At 62.8% G+C, this 13,238-nt stretch carries 6 protein-coding genes, 2 tRNA genes and 3 rRNA genes; 7 read left to right on the top strand and 4 right to left on the bottom strand.

The annotated features are described in order from the left end of the window. The first annotated feature begins 108 nt into the window (after positions 1–108). Both HEP73_RS00900 and bphP read left to right on the top strand, forming a co-directional pair. On the top strand, positions 109–708 hold the full coding sequence (locus tag HEP73_RS00900) for a biliverdin-producing heme oxygenase (RefSeq protein WP_185821773.1): 600 nt from the start codon (positions 109–111) through the stop codon (positions 706–708). Beyond that, positions 705–2,609 carry a bacteriophytochrome BphP gene (gene bphP / locus HEP73_RS00905; protein ID WP_185821774.1) on the top strand — a complete coding sequence of 635 codons (1,905 nt, stop codon included), beginning with the start codon at positions 705–707 and terminating at the stop codon, positions 2,607–2,609. Before HEP73_RS00900 ends, bphP begins: the two co-directional genes overlap by 4 nt. A gap of 22 nt (positions 2,610–2,631) precedes the next feature. On the opposite strand, the gene HEP73_RS00910 is transcribed toward bphP, so the two are convergent. Further along, a complete protein-coding gene (locus tag HEP73_RS00910) occupies positions 2,632–3,816 on the bottom strand; it encodes a benzoate/H(+) symporter BenE family transporter (protein ID WP_185821775.1) in 1,185 nt (394 codons plus the stop codon). Between the two features lie 728 nt (positions 3,817–4,544). Here HEP73_RS00910 and HEP73_RS00915 point away from each other — a divergent pair. From HEP73_RS00915 to rrf, 5 genes are all read left to right on the top strand, one after another. Next, positions 4,545–6,090, top strand: a 16S ribosomal RNA gene (locus HEP73_RS00915). Positions 6,091–6,175: 85 nt separating this feature from the next. Continuing rightward, positions 6,176–6,250: transfer RNA gene (locus tag HEP73_RS00920), tRNA-Ala, on the top strand. Positions 6,251–6,326: 76 nt separating this feature from the next. Continuing rightward, positions 6,327–6,402: transfer RNA gene (locus HEP73_RS00925), tRNA-OTHER, on the top strand. Between the two features lie 226 nt (positions 6,403–6,628). Further along, positions 6,629–9,506, top strand: a 23S ribosomal RNA gene (locus HEP73_RS00930). 176 nt (positions 9,507–9,682) lie between these two features. Beyond that, positions 9,683–9,797 (top strand): 5S ribosomal RNA (gene rrf, locus HEP73_RS00935). Together the 16S, 23S and 5S rRNA genes with 2 tRNA genes alongside form the textbook arrangement of a ribosomal RNA operon. Before the next feature lie 66 nt (positions 9,798–9,863). On the opposite strand, the gene HEP73_RS00940 is transcribed toward rrf, so the two are convergent. From HEP73_RS00940 to HEP73_RS00950, 3 genes are all read right to left on the bottom strand, one after another. Further along, positions 9,864–10,325: a PepSY domain-containing protein gene (locus HEP73_RS00940; protein WP_185821776.1), complete on the bottom strand. Its 462-nt coding sequence runs from the start codon at positions 10,323–10,325 to the stop codon at positions 9,864–9,866. A gap of 95 nt (positions 10,326–10,420) precedes the next feature. After that, entirely contained in the window at positions 10,421–11,779 is a 1,359-nt protein-coding gene (locus HEP73_RS00945; protein ID WP_185821777.1) for a substrate-binding domain-containing protein, read from the bottom strand. A 552-nt stretch (positions 11,780–12,331) separates the two neighbouring features. Beyond that, on the bottom strand, positions 12,332–13,210 hold the full coding sequence (locus tag HEP73_RS00950) for a methylglyoxal synthase (protein WP_185821778.1): 879 nt from the start codon (positions 13,208–13,210) through the stop codon (positions 12,332–12,334). Between the last annotated feature and the right edge of the window lie 28 nt (positions 13,211–13,238).

Below are 13,238 nucleotides of genomic sequence, written 5' to 3' on the forward strand. Positions count from 1 at the left end.
CGCGCTGTGCGGCCGCCGCAGCGCCAGGAGCTCTGTATCCACGATGCTACGCTGTGCGGCCTCTCCGCCGTCGCGGCCGTTTCGGCTGCTGTAGACCGCACGCCCTCCATGATGTCGCCCCCCGACGGTTCCGCCGTGCCCCTCACCGCCTCGCGCCTGTTGCGCGAAGCCACCGCGCAACAGCATCTGGCCGTCGAACAATTGCCGGCGATGCGCGCGCTGATGCGCGACTCCCTTTCCGTGTCCGACTACGTGCAGGTGCTGCGCCGCCATCACGCCGCGCTGGCCGGCTGGGAGCAGCGCGAGTCGGCCTGGCTGCACGCCAGCGGCGATGCCGCCTGGCGCTACCAGCCGCGCAGTCCGCTGCTGGAACAGGATCTGGCCGCGCTGCAGGCGACCCCGCCGCTGCCGGCGCCCGCGCCGCCAGCGCCCGACACCGGCAGCCGCTGGGGCATGCTGTACGTGGTCGAAGGCTCGCGCCTGGGCGGGCGTCTGATCGCCCGGCAGCTGCGGCACAGCCTACCCGACGCCGCCCCGGCGCTGAGCTATTTCGAACTCGGCCATGCCGACCCGGCCTGCTGGCGGCGGTTCCAGCAACGCCTGGAGCAGGCCCTGCCGACGCCGCGATCGCGGCAGGCCGCCGTCGATGGCGCACGCGCGATGTTCGCGCACTTCCACACCCACTTCGCCCTGGAGACCGTCGCATGAGCGAGACCGCCGCGCCCTTGGACATGGACGCCTGCGCGCGCGAGCCGATCCATATCCCCGGATCGATCCAGCCGCACGGCGCGTTGCTGGTGATCGAACCCGGCGACGGCCGCATCGTGCAGGCCAGCACCAGCGCCGCCGACCTGCTCGGCGTGCCGCTGGCGGACCTGCTCGGGCAGCGCTACGACGCGCTGCTGACGCTGCAGGAACCGCGCGTGTCGGCGGACGCCTCCGAACGTACCCAGCTCGCCTACGTCGACGTCGCTTTCCCGCGCCGCGCCACCGCCCCGCGCCAGCGCTGGGTCGGCGCCTGGCATCTGTACCCGGAGCAATGGCTGCTGGAACTGGAGCCGCGCGATGCGCCGCTCGCCGATGCCACCTTGCGCGAGGCCTTGCCGTTGCTGCGCCGGCTCGAGACCGACAACAGCATCGACGAAGCCTGCCAGCGTGCGGCCAAGAGCCTGCGCACGCTGATCGGCTACGACCGGGTGATGATCTACCGCTTCGACGACGAGTGGAACGGCGACGTCGTGGCCGAAGCGCGCACGCCCGAGCTGGAGTCCTATCTCGGCCTGCACTATCCGGCCAGCGACATCCCGGCGCAGGCGCGCACCCTGTACCTGCGCAACCGCGTGCGCCAGATCGCCAATGTCGGCTACATCCCCTCGCCGATCCAGCCGACCCTGCATCCGCGGCTGCACGCGCCGGTGGACCTGAGCGACGTCAGCCTGCGCAGCGTCTCCCCGGTGCACCTGGAATACCTGGCCAACATGGGCGTCACCGCCACCCTGGTGGCCTCGATCGTGGTCAACGATGCGCTGTGGGGGCTGATCGCCTGCCACCACTACCGCCCGTACTTCTGCAACCACGAGATGCGCGACGTCACCGACGCGGTCAGCCGCGCCCTGGCCGGGCGCATCGGCGCGCTGACCGCGGTGTCGCGCGCGCGCGTGGAAACGGTGCTGCTGACCGTGCGCGAGAAGCTGATCACCAACTTCAACGAAGCCGAGACGCTGACCGGGGACATGCTCGACGACATGGCCTCGGACCTGCTCGACGTGGTCGATGCCGACGGCGTGGCGGTGTTCCACGGCGACCACGTCACCCGCCACGGCATGGTGCCGAGCGCCGCCGAGCTTGCGCGGATCCGCGAGCAGATCGAAGCCAGCCACCACGAGGCGCTGCGCCACGACGCGGTCGGCGCGCTGCATACCGAGCAGATCGGCGCGACCTTCCCGGAGCTTGCCGACCTGGCGCCGCTGGCTGCCGGCTTCATCTTCGTACCGCTGATGCCGCAGGCGCGCAGCGCGCTGCTGTGGACGCGGCGCGAGCAGGTGCGCACGGTCAACTGGGCCGGCAACCCGCAGCTGTCCAAGCTGCAGGACATTCCCAACTCGCGTCTTTCGCCGCGCAAGAGCTTCGACCTGTGGCAGGAAACCGTGCGCGGCCGCGCGCGGCCGTGGTCGCCGCTGAGCCTGGAGTCGGCGCGCAGCCTGCGGGTGCTGATCGAGCTGATGGAGCGCAAGCGCTTCCAGCAGGATTTCGCGCTGCTGGAAGCCTCGCTGTCGCGGCTGCGCGAACCGGTGGCGATCATCGAGCGCGGCAGCGACGGCCGGCCCAGCCGGCTGGCATTCGTCAACGACGCCTTCGCCGTGCTGTACCAACGCGAGGTCGCCGAGCTGATCGGCTGCGAGCTGGACCAGCTGTACGCCACCGACGCCGCGCCGGTGGAAACCCAGCGCATCGCCACCTTGCTGCGGCAGGGGCGCGCCGCCTACGTGACCTTGCCGCTGCGCATCGAAGCCGCCGCGCCAGTACATCGCCAGTTCGATTTCGAACCCTTGCCCAGCCCGTCCGGCGTCTCCACGCACTGGCTGCTGCAATTGCGCGATCCGCGCTGAGCGCATCCGTGGCGGCGCTCGTTCAGCGCGTGCGCCGCCGCCACAACAGCGACGTCGCCGCACCGGCCAGTAGGCCCCAGAACGCGGCGCCGATGCCGAACAGCGACAGTCCCGAGGCAGTGACCAGGAAGGTGATCAGCGCCGGCTCGCGTTCGCCCTCGTCCTTCAGCGCCATCGCCAGGCTGTTGCCGATGGTGCCGAACAGCGCGATACCGGCGATCGCCATCACCAGTTCCTTCGGGAACGCGGCGAACAGCGCGGCCACGGTCGCACCGAACAGGCCGATCAGCAGGTAGAACAGGCCGGCGAACACCGCCGCCATGTAGCGCCGCTGCGGATCTTCCTGCGCCTCGCGGCCCATGCAGATCGCCGCGGTGATCGCCGCCAGGTTCAGCCCATAGGCCCCGAACGGAGCCAGCAGCGTATTGACCACGCCGATCCAGCCGATCGTCGGCGAGATCGGCACCGCATAGCCGGAGGCGCGGATCACCGCCACCCCGGGCAGGTTCTGCGAGGCCATCGTCACCACGAACAACGGCAACGCGATGCCGAACAGCGCCTGCCACGACAGCGTCGGCCATACGAACACCGGCCGCGCCAGGCTCAGCTGCGCGCTCTCCAAGTGCAGCGTGCCGCTGCCGGCGGCGATCGCGATGCCCACCGCCAGCGTCGCGATCACCGCGTAGCGCGGGAACGCGCGGCGCCCCAGTAGATAAACCGCGAACATCGACAGCGCCATGCCCAGCCGGCTCTGCATCGCCACGAACACGTCCAGGCCGAAGCGCAGCAGCACCCCGGCCAGCATCGCCGAGGCCAGCGACACCGGGATGCGCCGGATCATCCGCTCGAAGACGCCGGAGAATCCCGCCGCCGTGCCGAGCAGCGCCGCCACCACGAACGCGCCGATCGCATCGGACAGCGGCAAGCCGCCCCCGCTGCTGATCAGCATCGCCGCGCCGGGGGTGGACCAGGCCGTCACCACGGGCATCCGGTAGCGCAGCGACAGGCCGATGCAGGTGATGCCCATGCCCAGCCCCAGCGCCCACATCCACGAGGCGATCTCCGCCTGCGAGGCGCCCAGCGTGCGCGCGGCCTGAAACACGATCACCGCCGAACTGGCGAAGCCGACCAGGACAGTGACGAAGCCGGCGACCAGCGCCGGCAGCGAGGCGTCGCGCCATAGGGAGCGTCCGGCAGTGGAGGGCATTGCGAGATCCTGCGGGGGTGAACCCGCATTCTCGGCCAAGCGCGCCGCCAACGGCAGCAGTGGCGTGAGGCGGCCGCCGCGCGTGCGCGTTCTACTAATGGGATCGCTGCCGGGAAGCGCCTGCGATGGCCGCAGACACACCGAGCGCAAAAAAGCGGTTGACGTTTTTTCCTGGCCCGGTAGACTGCGCGGCCCGCTACGCAGCTGCCGATCTTCGGCTCGACGGAAGCGAAACGGGGCCGGAAACACTTAGCGAACATCGGGTGTTGACGGCGTGAAAAAAACGGCTAATATGGCCGGCTCGCTTCAACGAAAAGACCTCCGGGTCCTCATCAAGAAGCGGCGTCAACCTCCTGATAAATCAGGGTATTGACGGCAACAAAAAAGCCGCTATGATGGGCGGCTCGGTTCAGCGGAAAGTCTGCGGGTTTGAAGCGAAGCCGGCGTCAAAGCCTCCGAAACGAGGTGTTGACGGAAAGAAAAAGTCCGCTATAATGGGCGGCTCGCTACGACGGAAACGTCGCAAGCGAAACGGGAAAGGCGCTGAGGCCGGCCCCGAAGTTCTTTGACAGTGTGCGCAGGTAACTTGTGAGGGCGCCTGCAGGTGGAAGTATGTCCATCTTGCAGACGTTCGAATCAAGAGCAACAAATCAATTGCTAAGCAAGCGATACGTAAGCTTGGTTTGAACTCTGCATATTCAAAGTATTGACCTTCGGGTCTGTAATTTTAAGTGAAGAGTTTGATCCTGGCTCAGAGTGAACGCTGGCGGCAGGCCTAACACATGCAAGTCGAACGGCAGCACAGTGGTAGCAATACCATGGGTGGCGAGTGGCGGACGGGTGAGGAATACATCGGAATCTACCTTTTCGTGGGGGATAACGTAGGGAAACTTACGCTAATACCGCATACGACCTTAGGGTGAAAGCGGAGGACCTTCGGGCTTCGCGCGGATAGATGAGCCGATGTCGGATTAGCTAGTTGGCGGGGTAAAGGCCCACCAAGGCGACGATCCGTAGCTGGTCTGAGAGGATGATCAGCCACACTGGAACTGAGACACGGTCCAGACTCCTACGGGAGGCAGCAGTGGGGAATATTGGACAATGGGCGCAAGCCTGATCCAGCCATGCCGCGTGGGTGAAGAAGGCCTTCGGGTTGTAAAGCCCTTTTGTTGGGAAAGAAAAGCAGTCGGTTAATACCCGATTGTTCTGACGGTACCCAAAGAATAAGCACCGGCTAACTTCGTGCCAGCAGCCGCGGTAATACGAAGGGTGCAAGCGTTACTCGGAATTACTGGGCGTAAAGCGTGCGTAGGTGGTTGTTTAAGTCCGTTGTGAAAGCCCTGGGCTCAACCTGGGAATTGCAGTGGATACTGGGCAACTAGAGTGTGGTAGAGGATGGCGGAATTCCCGGTGTAGCAGTGAAATGCGTAGAGATCGGGAGGAACATCTGTGGCGAAGGCGGCCATCTGGACCAACACTGACACTGAGGCACGAAAGCGTGGGGAGCAAACAGGATTAGATACCCTGGTAGTCCACGCCCTAAAACGATGCGAACTGGATGTTGGGTGCAACTTGGCACGCAGTATCGAAGCTAACGCGTTAAGTTCGCCGCCTGGGGAGTACGGTCGCAAGACTGAAACTCAAAGGAATTGACGGGGGCCCGCACAAGCGGTGGAGTATGTGGTTTAATTCGATGCAACGCGAAGAACCTTACCTGGTCTTGACATCCACGGAACTTTCCAGAGATGGATTGGTGCCTTCGGGAACCGTGAGACAGGTGCTGCATGGCTGTCGTCAGCTCGTGTCGTGAGATGTTGGGTTAAGTCCCGCAACGAGCGCAACCCTTGTCCTTAGTTGCCAGCACGTAATGGTGGGAACTCTAAGGAGACCGCCGGTGACAAACCGGAGGAAGGTGGGGATGACGTCAAGTCATCATGGCCCTTACGACCAGGGCTACACACGTACTACAATGGTTAGGACAGAGGGCTGCAAACTCGCGAGAGTAAGCCAATCCCAGAAACCTAATCTCAGTCCGGATTGGAGTCTGCAACTCGACTCCATGAAGTCGGAATCGCTAGTAATCGCAGATCAGCATTGCTGCGGTGAATACGTTCCCGGGCCTTGTACACACCGCCCGTCACACCATGGGAGTTTGTTGCACCAGAAGCAGGTAGCTTAACCTTCGGGAGGGCGCTTGCCACGGTGTGGCCGATGACTGGGGTGAAGTCGTAACAAGGTAGCCGTATCGGAAGGTGCGGCTGGATCACCTCCTTTGAGCAAGACAACTACGCCTACAGGCGTCCCTCACAAGTAACCTGCATTCAGAGAGTTCCGCCACAGGGCGGGGCACCCCGATTTCGGGGCCATAGCTCAGCTGGGAGAGCACCTGCTTTGCAAGCAGGGGTCGTCGGTTCGATCCCGACTGGCTCCACCAGATTTGCAGATCCCTCTGCAAACGCCCGCACATCCATGTGCGGACTGTCTAAGGGAACTGCAAGAGCAAAGACTTTGGGTCTGTAGCTCAGGTGGTTAGAGCGCACCCTGATAAGGGTGAGGTCGGTGGTTCGAGTCCTCCCAGACCCACCACTCTGAATGTAATAAGCACACTAAGAATTTAAGATGCGCCAGCATTGAGGCTGGGGTATGTTCTTTTAAAATTTGTGACGTAGCGAGCGTTTGAGATCAAACTATCTTGACGTGTCGTTGTGGCTAAGGCGGGGACCTCGAGTCCCTAGAAATTGAGTCGTTATAGTTCGCGTCCGGGCTTTGTACCCCGGACTCAGCATAGCTTGGAGGCAACTTCAGGTTATATGGTCAAGCGAATAAGCGCACACGGTGGATGCCTTGGCGGTCAGAGGCGATGAAGGACGTGGCAGCCTGCGAAAAGTGTCGGGGAGCTGGCAACAAGCTTTGATCCGGCAATATCCGAATGGGGAAACCCACTGCTTCGGCAGTATCCTGCAGTGAATACATAGCTGCTGGAAGCGAACCCGGTGAACTGAAATATCTAAGTAACCGGAGGAAAAGAAATCAACCGAGATTCCCTAAGTAGTGACGAGCGAACGGGGACTAGCCCTTAAGCTGGTATGGTTCTAGAAAACAACCTGGAAAGGTTGGCCATAGAAGGTGATAGCCCTGTATTTAAAAGGGCCATTCCAGTGAAGACGAGTAGGGCGGGGCACGTGAAACCCTGTCTGAATATGGGGGACCATCCTCCAAGGCTAAATACTCCTGACCGACCGATAGTGAACCAGTACCGTGAGGGAAAGGCGAAAAGAACCCCGGAGAGGGGAGTGAAATAGATCCTGAAACCGTGTGCGTACAAGCAGTAGGAGCTCGCAAGAGTGACTGCGTACCTTTGTATAATGGGTCAGCGACTTACTGTTCGTGGCAAGCTTAACCGTATAGGGGAGGCGAAGGGAAACCGAGTCTGATAAGGGCGCATAGTCGCGGGCAGTAGACCCGAAACCGGGTGATCTAGTCATGCCCAGGGTGAAGGTCAGGTAACACTGACTGGAGGCCCGAACCCACTCCCGTTGCAAAGGTAGGGGATGAGGTGTGATTAGGAGTGAAAAGCTAATCGAACCCGGAGATAGCTGGTTCTCCTCGAAAGCTATTTAGGTAGCGCCTCGGACGAATACTGCTGGGGGTAGAGCACTGTTATGGCTAGGGGTCATCGCGACTTACCAAACCATTGCAAACTCCGAATACCAGTACGTACTATCCGGGAGACACACGGCGGGTGCTAACGTCCGTCGTGAAAAGGGAAACAACCCAGACCCACAGCTAAGGTCCCAAATTCACTGCTAAGTGGAAAACGATGTGGAAAGGCACAGACAGCCAGGAGGTTGGCTTTAGAAGCAGCCACCCTTTAAAGAAAGCGTAATAGCTCACTGGTCGAGTCGGTCTGCGCGGAAGATTTAACGGGGCTAAGCAGTGAACCGAAGCTTGGGGTGCATCGCGATAAGCGATGCGCGGTAGAGGAGCGTTCCGTAAGCCGTTGAAGGTGGATTGAGAAGTCTGCTGGAGGTATCGGAAGTGCGAATGCTGACATGAGTAACGATAATGCGGGTGAAAAACCCGCACGCCGAAGCCCAAGGTTTCCTTGCGCAACGTTAATCGGCGCAGGGTGAGTCGGCCCCTAAGGCGAGGGCGAAAGCCGTAGTCGATGGGAAGCAGGTTAATATTCCTGCACCTCGCGTAAGTGCGATGGAGGGACGGAGAAGGTTAGGTGTACCGGGCGTTGGTTGTCCCGGGGAAAGGCGGTAGGTTTGGATCTTTGGCAAATCCGGGATCCTTTAAGACCGAGCACCGAGACGAGTCTTTTAGACGAAGTCACTGATACCACGCTTCCAGGAAAAGCTCCTAAGCTTCAGCTTACGCAGACCGTACCGTAAACCGACACAGGTGGGTAGGATGAGAATTCTCAGGCGCTTGAGAGAACTCGGGTGAAGGAACTAGGCAACATGGCACCGTAACTTCGGGAGAAGGTGCACCCTTTTGGTGGCTCATGCGAGCTATAGCTGAAGAGGGTCGCAGAAACCAGGCCGCTGCGACTGTTTATCAAAAACACAGCACTCTGCAAACACGAAAGTGGACGTATAGGGTGTGACGCCTGCCCGGTGCTGGAAGGTTAATTGATGGGGTCAGCCGCAAGGCGAAGCTCTTGATCGAAGCCCCAGTAAACGGCGGCCGTAACTATAACGGTCCTAAGGTAGCGAAATTCCTTGTCGGGTAAGTTCCGACCTGCACGAATGGCGTAACGACAGCGGCGCTGTCTCCACCCGAGACTCAGTGAAATTGAAATCGCTGTGAAGATGCAGCGTTCCCGTGGCAAGACGGAAAGACCCCGTGAACCTTTACTATAGCTTTACACTGAACGTTGAGTTCGTCTGTGTAGGATAGGTGGGAGGCTATGAAACTGTGGCGCTAGCTGCAGTGGAGCCATCCTTGAAATACCACCCTGTCGTGCTTGACGTTCTAACCTAGGTCCGTAATCCGGATCGGGGACCGTGTATGGTGGGTAGTTTGACTGGGGCGGTCTCCTCCTAAAGAGTAACGGAGGAGCACGAAGGTACGCTCAGCGCGGTCGGACATCGCGCACTGTGTGCAAAGGCATAAGCGTGCTTGACTGCAAGATCGACGGATCAAGCAGGTACGAAAGTAGGTCTTAGTGATCCGGTGGTTCTGTATGGAAGGGCCATCGCTCAACGGATAAAAGGTACTCCGGGGATAACAGGCTGATACCGCCCAAGAGTTCATATCGACGGCGGTGTTTGGCACCTCGATGTCGGCTCATCACATCCTGGGGCTGTAGTCGGTCCCAAGGGTATGGCTGTTCGCCATTTAAAGTGGTACGCGAGCTGGGTTCAGAACGTCGTGAGACAGTTCGGTCCCCATATCTGCCATGGGCGTTGGAAGTTTGAGAGGGGCTGCTCCTAGTACGAGAGAGGACCGGAGTGGACGAACCTCTGGTGTTCCGGTTGTCACGCCAGTGGCATTGCCGGGTAGCTATGTTCGGAAGCGATAACCGCTGAAAGCATCTAAGCGGGAAGCGCGCCTCAAGATGAGACTTCCCGGGGCACAAGCCCCTTAAGGAACCATGTAGACTACGTGGTTGATAGGTCAGGTGTGTAAGTGCAGCAATGCATTGAGCTAACTGATACTAATGATCCGTGCGGCTTGACCATATAACCTCAAGTTGCTTCCTCAAAAAGCAACCCTTAGCACGACACACGTCGATAGCTATCCAATCGCTCGCTACGTCACACCCTATGAGAGGCTGGCGCCCAATGCCGTCCTTCGACCTCCGCACACATCCGTGCCTTGTTCGAACGACGCATCGCGGCGACACTCCAACCGTCTCCCTGGTGAAATTAGCGCTGTGGAACCACCCGATCCCATCCCGAACTCGGAAGTGAAACGCAGCTGCGCCGATGGTAGTGTGGCTCAAGCCATGCGAGAGTAGGTCATCGCCAGGGGCTTTACCCCAAATCCCCGTCCTCACAAGGACGGGGATTTTTTATTGGGCGCAAAAAAGCAACACCTCAGTCCCGCTCCGCGCTCACCACGCGCCCGTCCACAGGGTCCGCGTACACCTCCACCCGCTCCCCCGTCGCGCTGTGCGCCTGCGCTTGCCACAAACCGTCGTCGTACTTCACGTCGTGTACCTGCGTGTAACCCGCCGTCGTCAATGCCGCACGCACCTCCGCTTCGCTCAGCTTCGACGGCACCCCTTCCGCGTAAATGCGACCCCCGCGTGCGCCGACCCGCACATCGCCGCGCTTGCCGTCGCCGCTGGTGGCTTCGGTCTTCCAGAGGCCGTCTTCGAATTTCAGCTTGTCCAGCTTGGTGTAACCCTGCTCGCTCAGCAGGGCCTTTACCTGCGCCTGGGTCAGTGCCGGGCCGGCCGGCGCCGGTGCTTGCGCATGGGCACTGCCGACGGCCAGCGCAAGCGAAAGCGACATCGCCAGCAGCGGCCGCGACAGGATCTTGTTGGTGTCGTTCATGACGTTCTCCGTTTGACCAGAATCGTCATGCTCCCAACCGGGAGTTCTGCAGCGAGTGAATATGCGGACGCTGCGTTCAGCTTGCGCCGTAGCGGTCAGCGCCCGGCATCCAGCAGCCAGATCTCGACCCGCTCGTTGCGCGCCTTGGCCGCCGCATCCTCGCCGCCGACCAGGGGGCGTGCCGCGCCCAGTCCACGCGCGCGTTTGACCACGATGCCGCGCTGGGACAGATAGGCCGCGACCACGTCGGCGCGGTCGTTGCTGGCGATGGTCGGATACAGGCGATTGGCCGTATCCGGCGTGGCGAAGCCGATGATGCCCAAGGCGCGACCGCGCATGGCCGGCTGCTGCATGTAGGCGATCAAGCGATCCAGGTCCTGCGCGCTGCGCGCCTCGAACATCGAGTTCAACGACTGCAGGCTGAAACGCAGGGTCGTGGTCAGGCGCTGCCCACCGGCGCCGGCCTGCAGGTAGGCATCGGTCTGGCGCTTGTCGGGGCCTGCCTGGGCCGTTTGGGTTGGATCGGACGCGATGCTCATCGGGATCGGCCCGATCCGGCGCACGACCTGCTGCGCCTGCGCGCCGACCGAATACAGCGCCAGGCTGCGGCCGAGGGCCGACATCATCTGCCCGCCGTACAGGCTGTAGCGCTGTACCAACGGATAGTCTTCGCCACGGATGCTGGCCGGCGTGGGCAGCACGGCGATGCCGCCGTCGGCGATGGCGAGCGCACGCGTGCCGGCCGGCAGCGGCGTGGTCAGCGCGACGATCGCCAGCGCCGCCGGGTGCCCGGCCACGGCCTGCGCCGCTTCGGCCAGGCTGGGATGGATCTGTTGCGAGGCGGCCCGCGCCGTCGCCGGCAGCGGCAGGCGTTCGCGCAGGAAATCGCCCAAGCCGCTGTGCTCCGCATTGCGTTGCACTTCGATCGGCAGATCGGCGCCACCGAGTTGCGACCAGCGCGTCAGCCGCCCGCTGAGGATGTCGCGCAATTGCGCGACGCTGAGCGAGGCCAGCGGATTGTCGGCGGCGACCAGCAAGCGCGCGCCGTCCAGGGCGAGGACGAAGTTCTGGTCCGGCGAGGCCAGGTCGCCAAGCTGCCAGGCGGCATCGCGTTCGCGCGCATCGGGGACCCGCGCCAGCATCGCCAGCTCTGCGTCGCCGCGGACCAGATCGGCGAAGCCGGTGGCCGAACCGGCGCTGCCGATCTCCACTACCAGCGGTGCGTCGTCGCGCAGTGCGGAGATTTCCAGCGTCGCCGCATCGACGCGGCGGCGCTGGATCTGCCGATAGCCGATGCTGTGCAACCAGGATTCGACCAGTGCCGGCATCAGCTGCACGCCGACGCTGTTGGAGCCATGCACGCGCAGGCGTTCGGCCTGCTGCGCGGCGGCGGACGGGATGGAGCACAGCACTGCGGCACCCAGCAACAGCAGGTGCAAGATGAAACGCGACATCGGATCCCCCCAGGATCTGGACAGGCGGAAGTGTTGGCGACAGGCGTGACATGGCAGTGACTGTGAGCGCGGTCACGCGATGTGTGCGGGGCGTACGAGGTGTGGCGCTCGCGCGTGCGTATCTTCGGCTAGGGCTGACGCAGCTGGCTGCGGCGGCCTAGCGGGTCACGGGACGGGGGAGCATGCAGACGTGTCATCCAGTCTGCGCAGGCTTGCTGGCTGCTATCGCGTGTGCTCGAGAGCGAAGCGAGGGGCACGAACAAGCGCCCAGCACAGTGCGGGAAAAAGCACTTGGATAAGGTTACTGCTAACGGCTGAACCCAGCACGGCACAGCTGGTCCCTTTCTGGAACCGTGCGTCCGGCCCAGTCTGGCGGCGTCCGGACACCGCCGGGAGCATTCGACTTGGAGACGATACTAGGACACTAGTTGGGAGCGACTGCAGATGGCTTCGCGCCAAAATCGCGACGGGCATGTTTCTCGGTAATGCGCGTCGCGACTGAAGTCGCTCCTACAGGGAGCGAATGGCCTGGAGAAACGCTTGCACCATCGCTCAGGCCGACGGCAGCGCCCGCTTCGCCGCCGCCTGCGCCCAGCGTGCGGCGACCAGGGGCGAGGTGATGCAGACCGCGCTGTCGGTCACGGTGGTCACCGCGCGCTCCAGCAACTGGATGTCGGCCTCGTGCTGGCGCGCCACGTGCGGATCCTCGAAGAAGATCGCGCGTTGGCAGCGCCGTTCCAGCACGCGGTCGGCGATCTGCGCATCGCCGCCCATCGGTCCGCTCTGATAGCGATGCACCCAGTCCTGGCCCTGCGGCCAGCCGCGGCTCCAGGCCAGTTCGTTGAGGCGCTGACCGGTGGTGCCGGTGGCCACGCGCTCGGCGAAGCGCGACAGCAGGTCGAAATGCTCGCTGGCGAAGGCCAGCATCTGCGGCTTCATCGCATCGTGCGCGATCAGCGCCAGGGTGTGCCGCTCCAGCGCGTGCAGGTCGTCGGCGCCGGCGTCTGCCGCCAGCCCGGCGTGCACGCGCTCCATCTCGATCCAGTCGCGGGCGCTGGCCACGGTGGAGATGAAGGGCTTGCCGTGGATCACGCATTGGCGCTTGAGCGCGATGGCTTCGGGAAAGATCGACGAGGGATCGACCGGGTCGATGAAGTAGATCGCACCGTCGAGGGTGCGTTCGGCGCCTTCCAGGCCCACCACTTCGGCGACCAGTTTCATCAGCCCGCCTTCGCGGCCGAACGGATAGCGCTTGAGTTCCGTGTAGCCGGACAGCCAGCCGGCGCGCGCGATCGCCTCGTGGGTGCGGCCGACCGCGTGCAGGCCGAGCTGCAGTTCGCGGATGCCAGCCTCGCAGGCGCGCAGCCAGCGGAACAGGGCGGCGTCCTTGCCCTGGTGGTGCAGTCGGTTGGCGGCCAGGCCCAGGCGCATACGTCGATCCGTGCGGAAGAGGAACGAC

This window comes from Xanthomonas sp. GW, assembly GCF_014236815.1.
GTDB lineage: Bacteria > Pseudomonadota > Gammaproteobacteria > Xanthomonadales > Xanthomonadaceae > Xanthomonas_A.

Excerpts from the sequence above, each read along its gene's own strand:
- HEP73_RS00945 (WP_185821777.1), bottom strand. The coding sequence starts at position 11,779 with ATGTCGCGTTTCATCTTGCACCTGCTGTTGCTGGGTGCCGCAGTGCTG.
- HEP73_RS00950 (WP_185821778.1), bottom strand. The coding sequence starts at position 13,210 with ATGCGCCTGGGCCTGGCCGCCAACCGACTGCACCACCAGGGCAAGGAC.
- HEP73_RS00900 (WP_185821773.1), top strand. The coding sequence starts at position 109 with ATGATGTCGCCCCCCGACGGTTCCGCCGTGCCCCTCACCGCCTCGCGC.
- HEP73_RS00910 (WP_185821775.1), bottom strand. The coding sequence starts at position 3,816 with ATGCCCTCCACTGCCGGACGCTCCCTATGGCGCGACGCCTCGCTGCCG.
- HEP73_RS00940 (WP_185821776.1), bottom strand. The coding sequence starts at position 10,325 with ATGAACGACACCAACAAGATCCTGTCGCGGCCGCTGCTGGCGATGTCG.
- bphP (WP_185821774.1), top strand. The coding sequence starts at position 705 with ATGAGCGAGACCGCCGCGCCCTTGGACATGGACGCCTGCGCGCGCGAG.